The sequence below is a fragment of the Synechococcus elongatus PCC 6301 genome (genome assembly GCF_000010065.1).
GTDB classification, from domain to species: domain Bacteria; phylum Cyanobacteriota; class Cyanobacteriia; order Synechococcales; family Synechococcaceae; genus Synechococcus; species Synechococcus elongatus.
Window position 1 is genome coordinate 2,662,644 of record NC_006576.1, and the last position, 23,397, is coordinate 2,686,040.

The following is a 23,397-nucleotide window of genomic DNA, read 5'->3' on the forward strand; positions in this document are numbered from 1 at the left end:
CGTCTTTTGTAGCTTCCGCCGATGAGCGGACGGCCATGCTCTCGTTGTCCCTGGCTCAAATGGAGGTGGCAGCCACGACTGATGTCGGGATGCGGCGCAGCCAAAACGAGGATTTCTACGTCTATCACTATCAGCTTGAACACCTCGAAACACCCTCGGGCACTTCTGTTCAAGCCAAAGGGCTGTTTGTGCTCTGTGATGGCATGGGCGGTCATGCTCGCGGCGAAATCGCCAGCTTGGAAGCGGCGCGGGTATTTAAGCAGCAAATCGAAGCCCAGTGGACGACAGAGCTGCCCAGTCGCGAGGCGTTGCGATCAGCAGTACTCGCGGCTAATCAAGCCCTGTTTGAACTGAATCAGGCCGCGGCCGTTTCCGGCAGCGATCGCATGGGAACGACCTTGGTGGCGATTCTTCTGCAAGGCACCAGAGTGGCGATCATCCACGTCGGTGACAGTCGCGCCTATCGCTATTCGCGGCTGACGGGGCTTGATCAGCTGACGCGCGATCATGAAGTCGGTCAGTTGGCGATCGCTCAAGGCGTTGATCCAGACGTTGCCTACGCCCGACCGGAAGCCCACCAGCTCACCCAAGCGCTGGGCCCACGCAACAACGATTGGCTAGATCCGGAAGTGCGCTTTCTGGAAGTTCGGGAGGACACGGTCTTTCTGCTCTGTTCCGATGGCCTGTCGGACTTTGACCTCGTTGAAGAAGTAACTGAAACGCACGTTGCCCCGCTGCTGCAGACCCGGACGAGCCTGCAGTATGGCATCCAGCAATTGGTCGAAATCGCGAATGAAGCGGGAGGCCACGACAACATTACGGTGGTGGCGGTGCGGCTGCGCTTGCGCCCGCAACTGGGACCAGTGATTTAAGACGAGCAGCGTTCTCGGCTAACACTCCAGCCATCAGATCGCTGAGCGGCTCGGCCAATGTAGGATCTGCCAGCGCCAGAGCGAGGTGTTCCAGCGATCTCTGCCTGCGGTATCCCAATCTTCATGGGCGAGACTCAGGTCGATCGCCCCTAGGAGTGGCCAGTCCAGTCCCCAACTGCGATCGCAGCCCAGAAGGGCAGCCAAGAGATGCTGCAGGAAACCGCCGTGGCTAATCACCCAAAGATCGGCCTCGGTGTGGATCAGCTGAGTGCAGACCTGCTCGGCTCGCATTCGACAGTCCGACAAAGTCTCTGCCTCGGGAATCGGTCGCCAGTGGCGATCGCGCAGCAATTGCTGACAGAGATCGGGATAGCGTTGTTCAGCCTCGGGCCAGGTCAGTCCGGTCAGGCAGCCCAAGTCTATTTCAGTCAGTGCCGGCTGCACCAACAGGGGAATGACAGGCGTCTGACCCTGACTGAGCGCGATCGCGGTTTGCTGAGCACGCTGGAGGGGGCTTGTCCAAATGGCTTGGGGGCGCCAGCAGCAGGTCTGTTGCCACTGTTTGCCGAGTTGCTCCGCTTGAGTCAGGCCGTCAGCCGTCAGCGGCTGATCTTGGCGGCCCAGCATCCGTGCCTCGGCATTCCCGATCGCCTCAGCGTGGCGAATCAGCCGTAGTCGCATCGTCGGAAGGCTCCACAGGTAAAAAGACGGTGATCACCTCACTGGCTTGGGGCGATCGCCGTCGCACCGTCAGTTTGCCGCCCAGGGCTTGGAACAGGTTTTTGCTGACTTCCAATTTAAGGCTGAGGCTGCCGGTCTCGGGCTGTACCGTCAGCAGTTGTCCTAGCGATCGCGGGGCCGTGCGCGGTTGTTCACTGGGGTCGCTCACCAGCTCTGTGGCCGTCAAGCGGAGTTTGAGTTGAGCGCCGGCTAAGCTCACTACAATTTCGATCCGGCTACCCGCTGGTAGGTTGCGGGTGAAACGCTCTACCAAACTGGTCAAGGCCTGATCGAGCATGGTGGGATCGCTGACCACGGCCGGCATCCGTTCCGGCAACTGCAAATCGAGGGCTAAACTGCGGCGCTCTGCCTGTTTGCGCCAGCGCGGTACGGTTTCGGCAAACACCTCCGTCAGCGAGGTTCGCGCCAGCAAGAGGGCTTGAGACTCGCGGTTTTCTAGCTCAACAGCCCGGAAGAAGAGACCAAAGCGATCGATTTGCTCTGAGCATTCCAAGTCGATCGCCTCTAGGCGCTTGCGGGCTTGGGCTGGCAGATCGACTCGCCGCAGCAACGATCGCGTCAGGGTGCGGATCGTGGCGAGAGGGGTCTTCACCTCATGGGCGATCGCCTGCAAGAGTTCTAAATCGGCGCCGACGGTTGAACGGTCGGGGCGATCGCTGACCTCTTCGGTCGAGGGGCGATCGCTAGCGGCCACAGTCGGCCATTGTTGGAGGACTGCCGCCCAAAAAGGCGCCCAAGTTTCCGCCACATTAGCCAGAGGCCGGAAGCGATGCAGGGCCCGAGCGAGTTCAGGCTGGAGGGCAGGAAAGTGATGGGCAGTGTGCTGCGCCAGTAACCGCACTGCTTCTGCCAGAACTTCGGGGGTTTGGCTGAAATAACAGCTGGGCTGACTGGGATAGGGGACCAAGATGACTAGAAAACTGAGGCGATCGCTCAGCACTAAGCAAAAGGGTTCTTGCAGCAGTGGATCGCCCAAGCTTAAGGGCAAGACCCGAGGCAAGGGCAGAGCGGCGGTGGGCTGGGTATTCCCTTGGGGCAACCCCAAACTCCCCTGCAAGCCTTCGGGCACCCAGAGCCAATGGTCTAGTCGTGATAAGTCACTCAGGAACGGCAGGGGCGCCGTCAATACAACCCCCGTTTCAACCTCTGCCAGTTGCGATCGCAAAGCTTGCAGCATCGCCCACCAGGTTGGTTCTGCGGCACTACCGGCGATCGCCTGCAATTCTGCTGGCAGCAGCTGACTCAGCCCAGGAATTGTCGTTTCAATCAGTGGCGAAGATGGCACGCCCAAGAAGTTACAAAGGTCCTTTGCCTAGGTCAAAAGGGGCGGTCAGCCCAGCCCTCCTTGAGCTTATCCCCTCTGTCATGCTGCCGCGATGATTCTACTGATTACGGTTGAAGTGATGGCTGGCGATCGCGAATCGATCTGGACTGCCGACTGTTCAAGGAGCATCAGGCACCGGAGCTACGGTCAAGCTGATCCGTCTGGAAAGACGCTCAACCCGAGAGAATAGGAAGGCTGTCGCGAAGACAGCTCGACTGGCAACTGGATTGGGTGCTCACCACCCGTCGCCCTGAGAGGTTGTAAGACCCGCTTGCTACGGCCCACTGCACAACAACAGGCTGTGATTGATCACGAGCAGGGACGCGCTGTTGTCGTGGCAGTGGCTGGTGCTGGCAAAACCACCACGATTGCGCGGCGGATTGGCCGCTTGGTGCATCAAGTGGAAGTACCGCCTGGGCGGATTCTGGCGACAACTTTTAACCGCTATGCCAGGGGGCAAATCCGCGAAAAGCTCAACCAGCTAGCGGTGCCTGTCGGTGTGGCGGTGCGGACTCTCCACGCGCTGGCGCAACAAATCCTCAAGTTGGAAGCCGATCCTTGGCCTTTGGCCGCCGATGGGGAGATGCGACGGCTGTTCTACGACATGCAGTCGGCGATTCGCCAGGGACGGCTCGATCTGTCGCTGGATCTGAGCAGTCATGAGCAACGGCAAATTGCAGACCTGAATGAGGAGAGCTTCCTCAACTATCTAGGCTATCTCAAGGGCGATCTGCGCTTCAGTGCTTGGCAATTTGAACAGCTACCAACCCATCTGCAAACGGTTGCCACGCTGGAAGTGTGGCCCGAGTCGCAACGCTGGCTCAACGTTTGTGTTGACGCCTTTGAGCAATGCCGCCAAGAGGCACGGTTGCGTAGTTTTGATGATCTGTTAGTCGATGCCTGCCGTTTGCTCTGTGCAGATATGGGGATTCGGGAGCGAGTGCGATCGCGCTTTGATTTCCTGATCGTTGATGAATATCAAGACATCAATCGCGCCCAGAACCTGATTATTTCGGTTCTGGATGAAGCCCAGCAAAACTTGATGGTGGTTGGGGATGATGACCAGACAATCTACGAATGGCGCGGTGCCCGTCCCCAGTTGATTTTGGATAAATTGCGCGATCGCCAGTGGGTGCAGTACACCCTCGATCGCAACTTTCGATCGCGCGCGCCCCAGCTCCTGCTGGCCAATGCCCTGATTCGCCACAATCGCCTGCGATCGCCCAAGCAATTGCAGGGAACAAAGGCTTGGCAACATCATTGCGAGTGGCGATCGTTTCCCTCAGGTTCCGATCAAGCAGCGGCGATTGCCGAGCAAATTCTCGAATACCGCGATCGCGGCAAGCCCTTGGCAGAAATGGTGATTTTGATTCGCACCTATGCCCAAACACCGCTGATAGAACAACAACTGATTGCAGCGCAACTGCCCTACGTCATCCCTGGCAGTCAGCCTTTTTATCTGCGGCGAGAAGTCAAACTGCTGCTAGCTTACTTGGAGTTTGCCGAAGCAGAGCGCAACCGTGTTCAGAATGGTCTGACGCCAGCAACCCGCGATCGCTACGACCAGTTATTCCGCGAAACATCAAGTCGTCCGAGCCGCTACCTGAAACGACCGGAGCTGCTCTCGATGCTCCAAGAAGCCTTGGACAATCCCCATTTGCCCTTGGCCACGATCATCAGTCAACGCTGTCGCGATCGCTTGGGCCGCAACCGATCGCTGCAACGCTGGTTGGATTACCTCGGCTGGGTCTTGGGGGCTCAACCCAGTTCTGCTGCTGCCGCGATCGCCAAAATTGAGCAGCTCATCGACCTGCGGCGCTGGATCATCGACAGCGATATCTCGCCGGAGAGCGGGGCCCAGAAAGCCTTGATTATCGACGCCTTACAAGCCTTCGCGGGCGATCGTGCGGTTCAGAGTTGGCTGCAGGAAATGGCAGCATTGCAAGAGCAGCCTCCCTTGTCCGACGAAGCCAGCGGCGTCAATCTGCTGACAGTGTTCAAAGCCAAGGGGCTGGAGTGGGACACCGTTTTCATCCCCGACTTAGATGCCGGTATTTATCCTTTTGGCTCTAGTCGCGAGAGTGAATCTGGCCCCGGGCGCAACAGCTTCGACCCGCTTTCAGAAGTCGCCCTCGATCGCAGCTTGCAGGAAGAAGAGCGCCGCATTTTGTACGTGGCTTTAACGCGCTCGATCAACAATCTGCACCTGTCTTCTGCCACTAATCAGCGATCGCCTTTTTTGCAAGAAGCGCAAATCAGCAAGATCCAAACGCGCCTGCCACGATTGCGAGCCCTTGCGACTGGTCAACTCCAACAACTCAATGATCGCCAGCGCAATCAACTAATTCATATCGATCTCGCGTTCTGTGCCCAGCAACGTCTGCATGAAGTGTTGGTCACTAGCCTGCGCAAGCTGCCTCCCCCAGCGATCGCCCAGCACTGTCACACGGTTCAACAGTGGATTCAGGACGCCATCGAGAGCGATCGCCCACCGCTGAAGTCTGATTTAATCCAGCAGTTTTGGGCTGAGATCACGGCTGAACTCAGTGCAGAGTTGATTAGTTCGCATTGATTGGGAAGGCGCAGCGGAACCCAGCAGCTCCGCAAGCGATCGCCCGTTCTAGCGATCCAAAGATTGCTGGCGCAGCCGCACCGATTCGGCGTGGGATTCCAGACCCTCCGCCGTCGCCAGCACATCCACCGCTCGTGCCACCCGTTGCAAGGAAGCCGCTGTGTACTCAATCAGGCTGGAGGACTTGAGGAAGGTTTCCACACTCAGGGCTGAGGCATAACGAGCGGCCCCGGAGGTTGGCAGGGTGTGGTTGGGCCCCGCCACATAGTCGCCGATCGCTTCTGGTGTTAGAGAACCAAGGAAGATCGCCCCCGCATGGCGAACCTGCTCCACCAGGGCCCATGGATCTTCGACTTCCAGTTCCAGGTGCTCGGGCGCAAACTGATTCGAGAGTTTGACCGCTGTCTCCAGCGAGTCCACCACAATCGCAAGGCCGTAGTGGGCGATCGCTTTTTCGGTGACCAATCGGCGCGGATGATCCTGCAGCTGCCGCTCAACTTCAAAGCCGACCTGCGTCGCTAGCTCCAGATCGGGCGTAATCAGAATTGCTGCGGCGAGCGGATCATGTTCGGCCTGCGCCAAGAGATCAGCTGCTACCCAGCGCGGATTAGCACTGCGATCGGCAATGATCAACACCTCAGATGGTCCGGCTAGGGAATCGATCCCGACGGTGCCGTAAACCAGTTTCTTAGCCAGCGTCACATAGATGTTGCCGGGGCCGCTGATCACGTCGACTTTGGGAATCGTTGCGGTGCCGTAGGCCAAGGCTGCGATCGCCTGGGCTCCACCGACTCGGTAAATCTCTTCAATGCCCGCCTCTTGTGCAGCCACCAACACGGCCGGATTCAAGCTGCCATCAGGTCCTGGCGGCGTGGTGATCACAACCCGTTCGACCCCTGCAACCTTGGCGGGAACCGCATTCATCAGCACAGTGCTGGGATAAGCAGCGCGCCCCCCCGGGACGTAGAGACCAGCGCGATCGACGGGGGTGTAGCGCTTGCCGAGGACTTCGCCATCAGCGCCAAACTGCACCCAGCTTTTGGGCACCCGCTGGCGGTGAAAGGCTTCAATTTGATGGTGGGCAAGACGAATCGCGTCGAGGAGCTCCTTCGGGATCTGCTGATAGGCCGCATCTAGCTCTGCGCCACTGACTCGCAGGTTCTCGGCCTGCAGTGCAAAACCATCAAATTCTTGGGTGAATTCAATCAGAGCGGCATCGCCGCGTCGCTGGACCGCTTGGACAATTTCCCGGACGCTCGCTTCGCGATGGACGACGGCATCATCATGGGTGCGATCGCAGATGCGCTCAAGTTCTGCCTGAGCTTCAGCGAGGTGAGAAACAATTCGCAGCATGACCCCATCCAGCAGCGGAACCCAGAATGACAAGGGCTCTCGAAGGACGAAACAGTCCTAAACCTTGAGCCCGAAAGTCCTTTCAGCTTATCGCGAGTCCCGATTGGGCGGCTCTGTTGCAGCCGAACTGCGAGATCAGCAGAATTGTATGAAACCTGATATGATCGTTGACTGTGCGATCTACAACAGACGGATTTTCTGAGCTGTGGCTAATATCAAGTCTGCCATCAAACGTGTCCAGATCGCGGAGCGCAACCGCCTCCGCAACAAGGCCTACAAGTCAGCAGTTAAAACGCTGGTCAAACACTGCTTTACGGCCTTCGACGCCTATGCGGCAGACCCCAACGAAACGGCCCGCCAAGCAGTGAACGAACGCCTCTCGGCGGCCTACAGCAAAATCGACAAAGCAGTGAAGCGCGGCGTCTTGCATGCCAATACCGGTGCGCGTAAAAAAGCTCGCCTTGCTAAAGCCTTCCACCTGAAGGTTGACCCCCAGGCCTAGACTGCGATCGACCCTCACTGTAGGGCTATTGCTGTTCACTGTTGCTGGGATTGTCGACCTCACTCAATGCAGCTCGTCGATACTCACGTTCACCTCAATTTCGACTGCTTCGCGGCAGAACTCGATGCCGTAGCAGACCAATGGCGCCAAGCGGGTGTAGCTCGCTTGGTGCATTCCTGTGTCACGCCGGCGGAATTTCCGGAACTCCAAGCCATCGCCGATCGCTTCCCGGAAGTGTCGTTGGCGGTGGGCCTGCATCCCCTTGATGTAGAGCTTTGGCAGGATGGCACGGCAACTGAAATTGAAGCGTTAGCGCGGTCTGATCAACGAGTCGTGGCGATCGGCGAAACGGGTTTGGACTTTTTCAAGTCCGAAGACCATGTGCGTCAATACGCCGCTGTAGAAGCCCAGTTGGCGATCGCGCGATCGCTGGATCTGCCGGTAATTTTGCATTGCCGAGAGGCGGCTGCCGCCATGGCGGCTGTTTTGCGATCGCAGCAGTCTCAGCCCGGTACCCTGCGAGGGGTGATGCATTGCTGGGGCGGCACGCCGGAGGAAACCCGCTGGTTTCTCGATCTTGGCTTCTACGTCAGCTTCAGTGGCACCCTCACCTTTGGCAAAGCAGAGACAATTCGCGACTCTGCCCGCCTTGTCCCCAGCGATCGCCTACTGATTGAAACGGATTGCCCGTCTCTTGCGCCGGTTCCCAAACGGGGCAAGCGCAACGAACCCGCTTTCGTCCAGCATGTGGCGGCTCGTATGTCTGAAGTTCGCTCTGAACCCCTTGAGGCGATCGCGGCAACCACCACCCGCAACGCCTTCGACCTGTTCCGTTTACCGACCGCTCTACCGCAAGTTGCTTAAATTCTTAAGCGATCGGCAAGGGTTGTCAAAGACCGTTACAATTGTAGATTCGCGCTTCGGCGCTAAACGACCGAGGAGACGCATGGCTGAGCAAACGCAACTCGCTCCCGCTGCCTTCCATTTACCTGATCTCGTTGCCATTCAACGGAACAGCTTCCGTTGGTTCCTAGAAGAAGGGCTCATTGAGGAGCTGGAAAGCTTTTCACCAATCACCGACTATACCGGTAAGCTTGAGCTTCACTTCCTCGGTAAGCAGTATAAGCTCAAGCGCCCGAAGTACGACGTTGATGAAGCAAAACGGCGTGACGGCACCTACTCGGTTCAAATGTATGTGCCGACCCGTTTGATCAACAAAGAAACGGGCGAAATCAAGGAGCAGGAAGTCTTTATTGGCGATCTGCCCCTGATGACTGATCGCGGCACCTTCATCATCAACGGTGCCGAACGGGTGATCGTCAACCAGATCGTCCGTAGCCCCGGCGTCTACTACAAATCAGAGCGCGACAAGAACGGTCGCCTCACCCACAATGCCAGCCTGATCCCCAACCGTGGCGCTTGGCTGAAATTTGAAACCGATAAAAACGGTTTAGTTTGGGTGCGCATCGACAAGACGCGTAAGTTGTCGGCGCAGGTACTGCTGAAAGCCTTGGGCCTGAGCGACAACGAAATTTACGACAAGCTCCGTCACCCTGAGTATTACCAGAAGACCATCGATAAAGAAGGTCAGTTCAGCGAAGACGAAGCGCTGATGGAGCTCTACCGCAAGCTCCGTCCGGGCGAACCGCCCACGGTCTCTGGCGGTCAGCAATTGCTGGAATCGCGGTTCTTCGATCCCAAACGCTACGACCTAGGTCGGGTGGGCCGCTACAAGCTCAATAAGAAGCTGGGTCTCAACGTCGCTGATACGGTGCGGACGCTGACATCCGAAGATATTTTGGCGGCGATCGACTACCTGATTAACCTCGAGCTTGACTTGGGTGGCTGTGAAGTCGATGACATCGACCACCTCGGCAACCGTCGGGTGCGATCGGTGGGCGAGCTGCTGCAAAACCAAGTGCGGGTCGGCCTCAACCGCCTAGAGCGGATCATTCGGGAACGGATGACGGTGTCGGATTCCGACAGTCTTTCGCCGGCTTCCTTGGTCAACCCCAAACCGCTGGTGGCTGCGATCAAAGAATTCTTTGGTTCCTCGCAACTCTCGCAGTTCATGGACCAAACCAACCCCTTGGCGGAGTTGACCCATAAACGACGTCTGAGTGCCCTCGGTCCCGGTGGTTTGACACGGGAGCGGGCTGGCTTTGCGGTGCGGGACATTCACCCCAGCCACTACGGCCGGATTTGCCCGATTGAAACGCCGGAAGGCCCGAACGCGGGTCTGATTGGTTCCTTAGCGACCCACGCCCGCGTCAACGACTACGGCTTTATTGAAACGCCGTTCTGGCGCGTCGAAGAAGGACGGGTTCGCAAGGACTTGGCGCCGGTCTACATGACTGCTGACCAGGAAGATGACCTGCGGGTGGCTCCGGGAGACGTGGCTACGGATGACGCGGGCTACATCCTGGGAACCACAATTCCGGTACGTTATCGCCAGGACTTCACCACCACGACGCCGGAGCGGGTGGACTACGTTGCGCTCTCGCCGGTGCAGATTATCTCGGTGGCAACGTCGTTGATTCCTTTCTTGGAACACGATGACGCCAACCGTGCCCTGATGAGCTCGAACATGCAACGGCAGGCGGTGCCGCTGTTGCGGCCAGAGCGGCCTTTGGTCGGGACGGGTCTGGAGCCCCAAGCGGCCCGTGACTCAGGGATGGTGATCACCAGCCCGGTCGATGGCACGATCTCCTACGTCGATGCCACCCACATTGAGGTGACGGCTGACACAGGTGAGAAGTATGGCTACGCCCTACAGAAGTACCAGCGCTCCAACCAAGATACTTGTCTGAACCAACGGCCGATCGTGTTTGAAGGCGATCGCGGTCAACGGGGTCAGGTGATTGCTGACGGTTCTGCCACCGAAAAAGGTGAGCTGGCCCTGGGGCAAAACATCCTCGTCGCCTACATGCCTTGGGAAGGCTACAACTACGAGGACGCGATTCTGATCAGCGAGCGGCTGGTCTATGACGACGTCTATACCTCGATCCACATTGAAAAATTCGAGATTGAGGCGCGTCAGACCAAGTTAGGCCCTGAGGAGATTACCCGCGAAATTCCCAACGTTGGCGAAGATGCTCTGCGCCAACTCGACGAAAACGGGATTATCCGCGTCGGCGCATGGGTGGAGTCCGGTGACATCTTGGTTGGTAAGGTGACGCCCAAAGGCGAATCGGATCAGCCGCCAGAAGAGAAACTGCTGCGGGCAATCTTCGGTGAGAAAGCGCGGGACGTCCGCGATAACTCCCTGCGGGTGCCGAATGGTGAGAAAGGCCGCGTTGTTGATGTGCGTCTCTTCACCCGTGAGCAGGGTGATGAGTTGCCGCCGGGCGCCAACATGGTTGTCCGGGTTTACGTGGCTCAGAAACGCAAGATCCAAGTCGGCGACAAGATGGCGGGTCGCCACGGCAACAAGGGGATCATTTCGCGGATTCTGCCCTGCGAAGACATGCCTTACCTGCCGGATGGCACGCCGCTAGACATCGTGCTCAATCCCTTGGGTGTACCCTCGCGGATGAACGTCGGTCAGGTGTTTGAGTGCATGCTGGGCTGGGCGGGTCAGCTGCTAGATGCCCGCTTCAAGGTCACGCCCTTTGACGAGATGTACGGGGCGGAAGCCTCTCGCTTGACTGTCAACGCCAAGCTGTCTGAAGCGCGGGAGCAAACAGGTCAGCCCTGGGTCTTTAGCGATGATGAACCCGGCAAGATCCAGGTCTACGACGGTCGGACAGGGGAACCCTTCGATCGCCCAGTGACGGTGGGTCGTGCCTACATGCTTAAGCTGGTTCACTTGGTCGACGACAAGATCCACGCTCGCTCGACAGGTCCCTACTCCTTGGTGACCCAACAACCCTTGGGTGGTAAAGCCCAACAAGGGGGTCAGCGCTTCGGGGAGATGGAAGTTTGGGCACTGGAAGCCTACGGTGCTGCCTACATCCTGCAAGAGTTGCTGACGGTCAAGTCGGACGACATGCAAGGGCGGAATGAAGCTCTCAATGCGATCGTTAAGGGCAAAGCGATTCCTCGCCCCGGCACACCAGAGTCTTTCAAGGTGTTGATGCGAGAGCTGCAGTCGCTCTGTCTCGACATTGCGGTCTACAAGGCCTCAACCGAGGACTATGAAGAAGACAAAGAAGTGGATCTGATGGCGGATGTCAACCAGCGTCGGACTCCCTCGCGCCCGACCTACGAGTCGATGTCTGTGGGCGACATTGATGACGATGACGACTAAGTCGTAAGTGATCGCGGGATGGTTTTGAAGTCAGGGCCATCCCCTTGCTAGCGGCGATCGATCGCTAGCCAAGATTGAGCCAAAGCAGTCTGCAAGCAATTTCGCGAAGAGGGTCAAGATGGCGAAGCAGGAACAGCGGTTTGACTACGTCAAGATCGCACTTGCCTCACCGGAGCGTATCCGGCAGTGGGGTGAGCGCACGCTGCCCAATGGTCAAGTAGTCGGTGAAGTCACCAAGCCTGAAACCATCAACTATCGGACACTGAAGCCGGAGATGGACGGGCTGTTTTGCGAAAAAATCTTTGGTCCTGCGAAGGACTGGGAATGCCACTGCGGTAAGTACAAACGTGTTCAGCACCGCGGCATTGTCTGCGAGCGTTGTGGCGTGGAAGTCACCGAACCACGGGTGCGACGGCACCGTATGGGCTTCATTAAACTGGCTGCTCCGGTTGCCCACGTTTGGTACCTCAAAGGCATCCCGAGCTACATCGCGATTCTGCTCGACATGCCCCTGCGAGACGTTGAGCAAATCGTCTATTTCAACTCCTACGTCGTCCTCAACCCAGACAACCACAGCGAGCTGCAGTACAAGCAGCTACTGAACGAAGACCAGTGGATGGAGATCGAGGACCAAATCTACGCTGAGGAATCTGACCTCGAAGGTATTGAGGTTGGCATCGGTGCAGAAGCCCTGCAACAGTTGCTGCAGGATTTGAACCTCAATGAAGAGTCGGAAAAACTCCGTCAAGAGATTGCTGAGTCGAAGGGCCAAAAACGGGCCAAGTTAATCAAACGCCTGCGTGTGATTGATAACTTCATTGGCACAGAGTCTCGGCCCGAGTGGATGGTGCTGAATGTCATCCCGGTGATCCCTCCCGATCTCCGCCCGATGGTGCAGTTGGATGGTGGCCGCTTTGCCACCAGTGACCTCAACGATCTCTACCGTCGGGTGATCAACCGGAATAACCGGTTAGCGCGTCTGCAGGAGATTCTCGCACCTGAGATTATCGTCCGTAACGAAAAACGGATGTTGCAGGAAGCAGTAGACGCTCTGATCGACAACGGTCGTCGTGGCCGTACGGTCGTCGGTGCCAACAACCGACCCCTCAAGTCCCTCTCGGACATCATCGAAGGGAAACAGGGTCGCTTCCGGCAAAACTTGCTGGGTAAACGGGTTGATTACTCCGGTCGGTCGGTCATCGTCGTCGGCCCCAACCTGAAAATTCACCAGTGTGGTCTGCCACGGGAAATGGCGATCGAGCTGTTCCAGCCGTTTGTTATCCATCGCCTGATCAAAAATCACAGCATCAACAACATCAAGCAGGCCAAAAAACTCATTCAGAAGAACGATCCCTTGATTTGGGATGTCTTGGAAGAGGTGATTGAAGGCCACCCTGTGATGCTGAACCGGGCCCCGACGCTGCACCGTTTGGGGATTCAAGCCTTCGAACCGATCTTGGTAGAAGGCCGTGCGATCCAGCTTCATCCCTTGGTCTGTCCAGCGTTTAACGCTGACTTTGATGGTGACCAAATGGCGGTTCACGTCCCCCTCTCGATTGAAGCCCAGGCTGAAGCTCGTATGCTGATGCTGGCTTCGGGCAACATTCTGTCGCCGGCAACGGGGCAACCCATTGTCACGCCGTCCCAGGATATGGTCTTGGGCTGCTACTACTTGACCGCCGAGAATCCTGGTGCTCAGAAAGGGGCTGGACGCTACTTTGCCAACCTCGAAGATGCCATCCGCGCCTTTGAGCAGGGCTCTGTCGATCTTCATGCCTGGGTCTGGGTGCGCTTTGATGGCGAAGTGGAAAGCGAGGGTGAAAGCGACGAACCGGAGTCGGTGGTCGCAGCCGATGATGGCACGGTCACCAAGACCTATCGTTTCCGCCGAATTCGCGAGACTGAAGACGGGCAGCGTCTCTCCCAGTACGTGAAAACAGCGCCCGGTCGCATTCTCTTCAACAACACTGTTCAGACTGCGTTGATCCACTAGCGTTGAGCGGCCTGCCGCCAGGTCGCTGAAGTTTCAAGTTGTCTTGTCCCCGAGCACTACGAAAGAACAATGGCAGAAACGAAAAGCGCGCCGATTTTCCGCAACCGGGTCATCGATAAGAAGCAGCTGAAGAAGCTGATTGGCTGGACCTTTGCTCACTATGGGACAGCAAAAACAGCCGTAGTTGCCGACGATCTCAAAGCCCTGGGATTCCGTTACGCCACCCGTGCTGGGGTTTCAATCAGTATTGATGACCTCAAGGTGCCGGGTTCTAAGGCGGAGCTGCTAGAGTCTGCTGAAAAGCGGATTCAAGAGACTGAAGATCGCTACACCCGTGGAGAAATCACCGAGGTGGAGCGCTTCCAGAAGGTGATCGACACCTGGGCGAACACCAACGATGAGCTGACCGATCGCGTGGTCAAAAACTTCCGCGAGTCCGATCCGCTCAACTCCGTCTACATGATGGCGTTCTCGGGTGCCCGGGGGAATATCTCCCAGGTGCGACAGCTGGTGGGGATGCGGGGTCTGATGGCCAACCCCCAAGGCGAGATTATTGACTTGCCGATTAAGACCAACTTCCGGGAAGGTTTGACCGTTACGGAGTACATCATCTCCTCCTACGGGGCGCGTAAGGGCCTGGTTGATACGGCTCTGCGGACGGCGGACTCGGGTTACTTGACCCGTCGTCTGGTGGACGTTTCGCAGGACGTGATCATTCACGAAGTGGACTGCGGAACCAGCCGGGGCCTATTTGTGGAAGCGATGACCGATGGCGATCGCATTTTGATTCCGATTTCGCAGCGCTTGTTGGGTCGGGTTACGGCTGAGGCCGTGCTAGATCCCAGTACGGATGAAGTGCTGGCTGAAGCAGGCCAAGACATCAATGAAGATCTGGCCAATCGAATTGAGAAAGCAGGCATCAAAAAGGTGAAGGTGCGATCGCCCCTGACCTGCGAAGCCGCACGATCGGTTTGCCAAAAGTGCTACGGCTGGAGCCTTGCCCACGCCCAGATGGTGGACATGGGTGAAGCTGTCGGGATCATCGCAGCCCAGTCGATCGGTGAGCCGGGGACCCAGCTGACCATGCGGACCTTCCACACGGGTGGGGTATTTACGGGGGAAACTGCCCGTCTGCTGCGGGCACCTGTAGCGGGCACGATTAAGCTCGGCAAAAAAGCCCGGACTCGTCCCTACCGGACCCGCCACGGCGAGGAAGCGCTGCTGGCAGAGGCAAACTTTGACCTCGTGCTGGAAGGGAAAGGTCGGAAGGAAACCTTCGCAATTCTGCAAGGTTCGACGATTTTTGTGCAGGACGGCGATAAAGTCGCAGCCGAAGCAATCTTGGCCGAGGTGCCAGTCAGCGGTCGTACCAAGCGCACCGTAGAAAAAGCCACCAAGGACGTGGCGACTGATTTGGCGGGTGAAATTCGCTTCCAAGACATCGTTCCGGAAGAGAAAACCGATCGCCAAGGCAACACTACCCGTATTGCTCAGCGGGGTGGTCTGCTTTGGGTCTTGGCTGGCGATGTCTACAACTTGCTGCCGGGTGCTGAGCCGACCGTCAAAAACGGCGATCGCGTAGAGGTGGGAGATGTCTTGGCTGAAACCAAGCTGACCACTGAGCGCGGCGGTACCGTGCGCATGGGTGAGGACAACGGGAGCAGTACCCACCGGGAAGTCGAAATCATCACGGCGTCAGTGGTACTAGATACCGCAACGGTGAAAGCCGAGGCGAGCCAAGGCCGTGAGCACTACGTGATTGAGACCAAGGGTGGCCAGCGGTTTAACTTGTTGGCAGCACCGGGAACTAAGGTCACGACTGGCCACGTGGTGGCTGAGCTAATCGACAGCCGCTACCGGACTCAAACCGGTGGTCTGCTCAAATACTCCGGCGTGGAAATCTCCAAAAAAGGCCGGGCTAAGGCGAAACAGGGCTACGAGGTGACCAAGGGCGGCACCCTGCTCTGGATTCCCGAAGAGACCCACGAGGTCAACAAGGACATCTCCTTGCTGAACGTCGAAGACGGTCAGTTGGTGGAAGCTGGCACGGAAGTCGTCAAAGACATCTTTTGCCAGACGACTGGGATTGTTTCGGTCACCCAGAACAACGACATTCTGCGGGAAATCGTGATCAAGCCTGGAGATGTCCACGTGTTGGATGACCCAGACACGGCGGCGAAGTACGACGAAGGTCGCTTGGTTAACGCCGGCGAAGAAGTCTTCCCAGGTTTGACGGCCGAACAACTGGTCTGGGCAGAAGCCGTTGATGGTACGGACGGCCCGCTCCTCTTGCTGCGACCGGTGCAAGAGCTAGTCATTCCTGATGAGCCGCCAGTACCGAGCCAAGACTCCTCGCAAGAGTCAAGCAGCCGTTCGATTCGCCTGCGTGCGGTCCAACGTCTGCAGTTCCAAGATGGTGAACGGATCAAGTCCGTTGAGGGAGTAGATCTCCTGCGGACCCAGTTAGTGCTGGAGTCTGAAGAAGGTTCCTCCCAGCTCTCGGCTGACATTGAACTGCTGCCGGACAGCAAGGATCCTGAAACGCTGCGCCTGCAGTTAGTAATCATTGAGCCTGTGGTGACTCGTCGCGACGTCGCTTCTGACACCACCCACGGCAGTACGCACACCGAGTTGCGCGTTAAAGATGGCCAAAAGGTGAAGCCGGGCGCCGTCATTGCTTGCACGCAAATTCAGTGCAAGGAAGCCGGTGTGGTTCGCGGCATTCAAGAGGGCAGCGAAGCGGTTCGTCGCCTCTTGGTCGAGCGGGAACGGGACTGCGTCACCCTTGACCTCGATGTCACTGCGGCAACGCAACTCCAGCCTGGCTCGCTGATTGTGGCGGGTACCCAGTTGGTAGATGGCATCATCGCACCGGAATCCGGTGAGGCTCGTGCGATCGCACCGGGGCAACTGCAACTGCGGATTGCTCGTCCCTACCGTGTGTCGCAGGGTGCAGTCCTGCACGTTGAAGATAAAGGTCTGGTGCAGCGGGGTGACAACTTAGTGCTGCTCGTGTTTGAACGAGCGAAAACTGGGGACATCATTCAGGGTCTACCGCGGATTGAGGAGCTCCTCGAGGCTCGTAAACCCAAGGAAGCCTGCATTTTGGCCCGCCGTCCGGGTGTGGCGCACATCAACTACAGCGATGACGATGCAATCGACATCCAAGTGATTGAAGCAGACGGTACCCAAGCTGATTATCCAGTTGGTCCTGGTCAGCCGCTGATCATCAGTGACGGTGAAACCGTGGATGCAGGGCAAGCCCTGACGGATGGGCCAGCAAACCCCCATGACTTGCTAGAAATCTACTACGACTACTTCCGCGAGCAGTTGGGCGAAGACTACGAAGCAGCGCTAGAGAGCCTGCGTCGGGTGCAAGCTCTGCTGGTGAACGAGGTGCAGTCGGTCTATCAATCCCAAGGGATTGATATCTCCGACAAACACATCGAGGTGATCGTGCGGCAGATGACTTCTAAGGTGCGGATCGACGATGGCGGCGACACGATCATGCTGCCGGGCGAATTGCACGAACTGCGAGAGGTCTACAACTCCAACAACACCATGGCTTTGACGGGCATGGCCCCGGCTCAGTTCACACCGGTTCTGTTGGGGATTACCAAGGCCTCACTCAACACCAACAGCTTCATCTCGGCAGCGAGCTTCCAAGAGACGACACGGGTGCTCACGGAAGCGGCAATCGAAGGCAAGTCCGATTGGCTGCGCGGTCTCAAAGAGAACGTGATTATCGGTCGTCTGATTCCGGCAGGGACTGGTTTCAAGGCCTACGAAGAGTCCTTGCTGACCGACGTTGATGGTGGCTACGAAGATCGGGTCTACGACGACGATTTGGCCGATGTGGTGATCGATGATCGCGCCGCTCGCAGCTACACCCTCAATGAAGGTCGCGACTTCAGTCGTTCGATGACCTTTGCCGAAGGCGAATCGATGATTCTCGACGACGGTGAAGAGTTGATCGATGACAGCAGTGCCAGCCTCCGCAACCTGGTGGATGTTGACGAAGACTAGGTGCTTTCTGCCGGTGCGGTGATTTGAAGCTAAAGGGGAGCGATCGCTCCCCTTTTTATTGGTATGAACAGCTTGTAATTCAATTAGGACAATCTTGAATTGGGTTCTCTAAGTCAAAAATTAAGTTCTTGCCTAGTTTCAACTAATGAGTGTTGACTGGGGGTTAGGCCTTGCCCAGTTACGGGGAGTCTGTCCTAACTATCCTGTCATAAGCGATCGCTCTGATCGATCTAGGGCAGCGTCCTATCCCCAAGGGATCCAATCGCCAGTAAAATAGTTAGAAAAATACACAACTCAAGCTTTCTTTGCTCTCTCAGCCCTGCTCAGCTTGAGGGTCCCTACGTTCACGGACTCCTATGTCGCTCCCCATTCGCAACGTCGCGATCATTGCCCACGTTGACCACGGCAAAACAACCTTGGTTGACGCCTTGCTCAAACAATCTGGCATTTTCCGTGAGGGCGAAGACGTTCCGGATTGCGTCATGGACTCCAATGATTTGGAGCGGGAACGGGGCATTACCATTCTTTCTAAAAATACAGCGGTCAAATACAAGGACACGCTGATCAATATTGTCGATACGCCCGGTCACGCGGACTTCGGTGGTGAAGTCGAGCGGGTTCTCGGCATGGTGGATGGCTGCATCCTGATTGTGGATGCCAACGAAGGCCCGATGCCCCAAACGCGATTTGTGCTGAAAAAAGCGTTGGAAAAAGGGCTGCGGCCGATCGTTGTTGTGAACAAAATCGATCGCCCTCGCGCTGAGCCGATGGTTGCTGTCGATAAGGTTCTCGATCTGTTCCTCGAACTCGGCGCCGACGATGACCAGTGCGAATTTCCCTACCTCTTTGCTTCGGGCTTGAGCGGTTTTGCGAAAGAGTCTTTGGAAGATGAAAGCAAGGACATGCAACCGCTGTTCGATGCAATTTTGCGCCATGTTCCACCCCCGATTGGGGATGTGAGCAAGCCCTTGCAGCTGCAGGTGACGACCCTCGATTATTCAGACTTCTTGGGTCGGATTGTGATCGGTAAGATCCACAACGGCACGATCAACATGGGTCAGCCGACTGCTCTGCTCAAGGAAGATGGCAGCGTGGTGCGGGGTAAAGTGACCAAGCTGCTGGGCTTTGAGGGCCTGAAGCGGATTGAAATTGAGCAAGCGACCGCCGGCATGATTGTGGCCGTCGCGGGCTTTGCTGATGCCAACATTGGTGAAACCCTGGCTTGTCCCAACGAACCTTTGGCGCTGCCGCTGATCAAGGTTGACGAGCCAACCCTGCAGATGACCTTCTGCGTCAATGACTCACCTTTTGCTGGCAAAGAAGGCAAGTTTGTCACCAGCCGCCAAGTCCGCGATCGCCTGTTGCGTGAGCTGGAAACCAACGTGGCCCTGCGGGTCGAAGAAACCGATTCTCCCGATCGCTTCATGGTCTCGGGGCGGGGTGAACTACACTCGGCATTCTGATCGAAACGATGCGTCGCGAAGGTTATGAGTTCCAAGTGTCGCAGCCGCAGGTGATCTTCCGGGAAGTCAATGGTCAGCCGGGCGAACCGTTTGAAACGCTCGTGATGGATGTGCCCGACGATGCGGTCGGCAGCGTGATCGAGCGCTTGGGCACCCGCAAAGCGGAAATGCAAAACATGGAAGCTGTCGGTAATGGCCGTACGATTCTGGAGTTTGTGATTCCGGCGCGCGGTCTGATTGGCTTCCGGGGCGACTTTATCCGCCTCACCCGTGGCGAAGGGATCATGAACCACTCCTTCTTGGAGTACCGTCCTTTCTGTGGCGATCTGGAAATGCGCCGCAACGGTGTGCTGATTGCCTTTGAAGAGGGGACAGCGACTTTCTACGCCCTCAAGAACGCCGAAGATCGCGATGCTTTCTTCATTGAACCGGGCACCAAGGTCTATAAGGGCATGATTGTTGGCGAGCATAACCGGCCCCAAGATTTGGAGCTGAACGTTTGCAAAACCAAGGCACTGACCAACCACCGCTCGGCTACAGGCGATGAACTGGTACAGCTGCAAACGCCAATTCAAATGACCTTGGAACGGGCGCTGGAGTACATCGGTTCCGATGAACTGCTGGAAGTGACGCCCGAGTCGATCCGTCTGCGGAAGCTACTGGCGAAGAAACTCGCTAAGCGTTAGGGCCTCATCCCCTCTAGATTGACTTGTAAGGGAGCTAGTCGCCGATTATTGTCGGAACTGGCTCCTTTTTTTGGGTCTGGAACCTCATGGCGGCTATTATCCTCGCTGCAATAACTGCGATCGCGGCGATCGTGCTCTATTTCGTGCGCCGTCATTACCGGTTCAAGCTGCAGAGCCTGCTATTGGCCCAGCCCGCGACCAGTCTGCAGCTCAAGGAAATTGCTGAGCATGTAGCTGGTGAAATTGGAGGAGGAAATCTGCGCCAGTACGTCAAAATGTGGGGCGCGATCGAGGTAGAGCAGCCCTTAGTTTCTGAATTAAAACAAGAGTCCTGCGTCTACTACTGCTCCACTGTCAGCCGCGAATATGAAGAGCGCGTTCGCAAGGAGGATAGTGAGGGCAAGGTGACTTGGACGACGGAACGCCGCTCGGAAACGATCAGCCAGAACCGTCGCAGCACGCCTTTTTACCTGCGCGATCAGCATGGACGGGTGCGGGTTGAGCCGGAGTCGGCTGCGATCGCAACGATTCCTGTCTTAGATGAGTTTCGCCCAGACAGCTCGGCTAGCAGCTTAATTTTTGGGGCCTTCTCCCTCAGCCTGTCGACCACCGCTGGTTTGGGTAAAACCTTGGGCTATCGCTACCGTGAGGAGATTTTGCCCTGCGATCGCTCGGTGCTTGTTGTCGGTGCTGCCAGTGATGAAACGGGTGAATTGACCCTCGGACCGAGCAGCGAAGCGCGGCAGCAGTTTTTCATTGCGCTGAAGCCTGAGACGGCTTTATTACAAGAGGTCAAACAAACCATCCAATGGCTGACGATTGGGGCGATCGCGAGTGTTGTTGTGACGGTGGTCGCTGCGATCGCGGCGCTGCTCTAGTCACTCGAATTGCAACAGCCTTGGGATCAGGGGATCAGTCTGGCTCTGGCGGTTTGAGACTGTCACGTTCCTCAATCCTATTGCTTGGCAAACGCTAAGCTGGCAGTCCCTGATCTTTGGGAATCAGCGGTGAGAATGGTGGCACAGCTCTCGTGGGTTGGCGGATGGAAACGAGCGACAAACAGCGCTGGCTGTTAGAGAACACTTTGTTTAATGGCCTGTCGGAGCGGGCAATCGCCGCGATCGCCACAGGACTCTCGGAAGTTACGGTTCCCAGCGGTCAGGTTCTGTCTGATCTCGACTCGTTACCGAATGCGCTCTTGATTTTGGTTCACGGTGAACTCGATCGCCAGCAACCCATGACAGGCCAGTGCGATCGCCTGTTGCCCGGTAGCGTACTCAACCTGCGGGAAATCCTGCTCCAGCAACCAGTCACCCAGCAGGTCACGACAGCAACAGATGTCCTTGTCTGGCAACTGTCGGCCGAGCAACTGCAAGCGATCGCCACAGAGCTGAATGAACTTGATCGCTACCTCTCCGCACAATTGGCAGCAGAGCTAGATGCGGTCACCGCTCAACTGCGTTTTGAACAGGCACGGTTGCGGGAGTTGCAGCCCTACGTTATCCCCAAAACTAAGCGGGGGATTGTCGGTAGTAGTCGCTATGCCCAACGGCTACGACAGGAAATTCGCCAAGCCTCGATCCGCAACGATCGTCAGCCGGTATTGATTTTTGGCGAGCCAGGTCTGGGTAAAGACAACATTGCTGCCTTGATCCACTTCGGTTCGCGGGATCGACGTGAGCCCCTGATCAAAATCAACTGCAATACGCTGCAGCCCAATGGTGCGGAGCTATTTGGCCGTATTAATGAGCGACGGGGACTGCTCGATTGGGTGGGCAAGGGCACAGTGCTGCTCAACAACGTCCAAGACTTACCAACTGATTTGCGATCGCGGGTGATTGAGCTCCTCGCCACTGGCTACTATCGCCCGCTACCAACCCTGCAAGTACCGGAGCCAGAGCCCCAAGCGTGCCTAGCGCGCCTGATTTTGGTGGCGGAAACTAACCCTACTGACTTGGCACGGCACTGCGTTCAAACCATCAAGGTGCCGCCTCTGCGGATCCGGAAAGCCGATATCGTCGCCAGCGTCAAATACTTCCTCAGTCGCTTTTGCCAAACGCGACGCCAGCCTCGCCCGAAGCTAACGCCGGAAGCCGAACGCCAGCTGCAGAACTACGACTATCCCGGCAATATTACTGAGCTGGAAAGTCTGGTGGAGCGGGCTTTAGTACAAAGCGGACAGGCTGCCGTGCTGACCGAAGATGTCTTTTGGTTTGCCTCCACGAAAGGCGATCGCTTCCGCTGGAACCTGCTCAATGCCTATCCTCGCCTGCGGCAACTGCTACGCAGCGACTGGTGGCCAACGCGGATCAACTACGGCCTGATTCTCGGGGTGTATACGGCTGTGGTTGCCCTGCTGTTTTGGGGTCCGCAAACCCGCGCTGAGAACGTGGGGTTAACCCTGTTTTGGGCAGGCTGGTGGCCTCTGATTTTGCTGGCGTTTCCCTTTGTGGGGCGGCTTTGGTGTGCCTATTGCCCCTTCATGATCTACGGCGAACTGGTGCAGTGGGTTTCCCTGAAGCTCTGGCCGCGATCGCTCTTGCCCTGGCCACGGGCGGCAGCAGAGCGCTGGGGTGGCTGGTTCCTGTTTGGCCTCTTCGCCCTGATTTTGCTCTGGGAGGAGCTCTGGCACCTCGAAGACGTTGCTTGGCTGTCGGCCTGTCTCTTGCTGCTGATTACCGCTGGGGCTGTTACTTTTTCGCTGCTATTCGAGCGACGTTTTTGGTGTCGCTATCTCTGCCCGATCGGTGGTATGAATGGCCTCTTCGCCAAATTGGCGGTAATTGAACTGCGGGCCAAACGCGGTGTCTGCTCTGCCACCTGCAACACCTATCAATGCTACAAAGGTGGCCCTGCAAAAGGGGAAGGCCAAGAGACCATGGGTTGCCCGGTCTATTCCCATCCGGCTCAGTTGGTGGATAACCGCAACTGCGTTCTCTGCATGACCTGTCTCAAGGCCTGCCCCCATCGCTCGGTTGAGCTGAATCTCCGGCCACCGGCGATCGAACTATGGACCACCCATGTCGCGACACGATCGGAAGCTGCTCTGCTCTTCCTCTTGTTGGGTGCAGTGTTTCTGCATCATCTGCCCCAGATTGCTCAGGTTTTAGGTTTAGGCGATCGCTGGCTCACTTCCTTGGGACTGCATGCCATTTTGGCGACGGCTGTCCTGGGTACGCCGGGGTTACTGGCCTTTTTCAGCGATCGCATTTTGCACGCTTGGCAACCCCGCCTCAAATCCTTTACCGAACTGGCCTATGGCTATCTGCCGCTGGTGTTGGCGGCGAGCCTCGCTCACTACCTTTGGATGGGGTTAACAGAACTGGGACAAGTCCTACCACGCACGGCCCTTAGCTTTGGCTGGTCACCCACCAATCTCCTGCAATACAGTGCTGACCCTGCCGTGATTGCCTTCTTGCAGGCGAGCAGCTTGATCTTAGGGCTCGTCACCACCTTATTGGTCACTCAAAAAATCGCCCGCCAGCCCTGGCGATCGCTGCTGCCCCAACATAGTCTGGCCGTGGGGTTCACCAGCCTGCTCTGGCAGTTGATTGTCTAGGTCCATCGCTATTAAGCGACTGATGTATGGGTCTACCGTGAATAGCGACCGGCGTCC

Annotated in this window: 10 protein-coding genes and 2 pseudogenes; 9 read left to right on the top strand and 3 right to left on the bottom strand. The window is 57.1% G+C overall.

Features of this window, described 5'->3' with window-relative positions; all coding sequences use genetic code 11:
• The first annotated feature begins 35 nt into the window (after positions 1 to 35).
• Positions 36 to 872: a serine/threonine phosphatase gene (locus SYC_RS13180; protein WP_234701782.1), complete on the top strand. Its 837-nt coding sequence runs from the start codon at positions 36 to 38 to the stop codon at positions 870 to 872.
• Positions 873 to 905: 33 nt separating this feature from the next.
• Here SYC_RS13180 and SYC_RS13185 read toward each other — a convergent pair whose 3' ends face one another.
• On the bottom strand, positions 906 to 1,553 hold the full coding sequence (locus SYC_RS13185; RefSeq protein WP_011244811.1) for a histidine phosphatase family protein: 648 nt from the start codon (positions 1,551 to 1,553) through the stop codon (positions 906 to 908).
• The gene (locus SYC_RS13190; RefSeq protein WP_011244812.1) at positions 1,525 to 2,898 is read right to left on the bottom strand and encodes a sensor histidine kinase; all 1,374 of its coding nucleotides are present in this window, start codon (positions 2,896 to 2,898) and stop codon (positions 1,525 to 1,527) included. The genes SYC_RS13185 and SYC_RS13190 overlap by 29 nt, the downstream gene beginning before the upstream one ends.
• Positions 2,899 to 3,208: 310 nt before the next feature.
• Here SYC_RS13190 and SYC_RS13195 point away from each other — a divergent pair, with 310 nt between their 5' ends.
• A complete protein-coding gene (locus SYC_RS13195; protein WP_011244813.1) occupies positions 3,209 to 5,509 on the top strand; it encodes an ATP-dependent helicase in 2,301 nt (766 codons plus the stop codon).
• Positions 5,510 to 5,557: 48 nt separating this feature from the next.
• Here SYC_RS13195 and hisD read toward each other — a convergent pair whose 3' ends face one another.
• Positions 5,558 to 6,862: a histidinol dehydrogenase gene (hisD, locus tag SYC_RS13200; protein WP_011244814.1), complete on the bottom strand. Its 1,305-nt coding sequence runs from the start codon at positions 6,860 to 6,862 to the stop codon at positions 5,558 to 5,560.
• A gap of 205 nt (positions 6,863 to 7,067) precedes the next feature.
• On the opposite strand from hisD, the gene rpsT reads away from it, so the two are divergent.
• The 7 genes and pseudogenes from rpsT to SYC_RS13240 all read left to right on the top strand — a co-directional run bounded on the left by rpsT (position 7,068) and on the right by SYC_RS13240 (position 23,340).
• Complete coding sequence (rpsT, locus tag SYC_RS13205) at positions 7,068 to 7,364, top strand: 30S ribosomal protein S20 (RefSeq protein WP_011244815.1); 297 nt, start codon at positions 7,068 to 7,070, stop codon at positions 7,362 to 7,364.
• 66 nt (positions 7,365 to 7,430) lie between these two features.
• Positions 7,431 to 8,228 (top strand): TatD family hydrolase, encoded by a 798-nt coding sequence (locus SYC_RS13210; protein WP_011244816.1) that lies wholly within the window; start codon positions 7,431 to 7,433, stop codon positions 8,226 to 8,228.
• Between the two features lie 82 nt (positions 8,229 to 8,310).
• Positions 8,311 to 11,613: a DNA-directed RNA polymerase subunit beta gene (gene rpoB, locus SYC_RS13215; protein WP_011244817.1), complete on the top strand. Its 3,303-nt coding sequence runs from the start codon at positions 8,311 to 8,313 to the stop codon at positions 11,611 to 11,613.
• Between the two features lie 118 nt (positions 11,614 to 11,731).
• Positions 11,732 to 17,632: pseudogene (locus SYC_RS13225) on the top strand (DNA-directed RNA polymerase subunit beta').
• A gap of 356 nt (positions 17,633 to 17,988) precedes the next feature.
• Positions 17,989 to 19,781, top strand: a pseudogene (gene typA / locus SYC_RS13230) (translational GTPase TypA).
• Positions 19,782 to 19,867: 86 nt separating this feature from the next.
• Positions 19,868 to 20,659, top strand: a complete 792-nt coding sequence (locus tag SYC_RS13235; RefSeq protein ID WP_011244822.1) for an E3 ubiquitin ligase family protein — start codon at positions 19,868 to 19,870, stop codon at positions 20,657 to 20,659.
• Between the two features lie 164 nt (positions 20,660 to 20,823).
• Positions 20,824 to 23,340, top strand: a complete 2,517-nt coding sequence (locus SYC_RS13240; protein ID WP_011244823.1) for a sigma 54-interacting transcriptional regulator — start codon at positions 20,824 to 20,826, stop codon at positions 23,338 to 23,340.
• Positions 23,341 to 23,397: the final 57 nt, after the last annotated feature.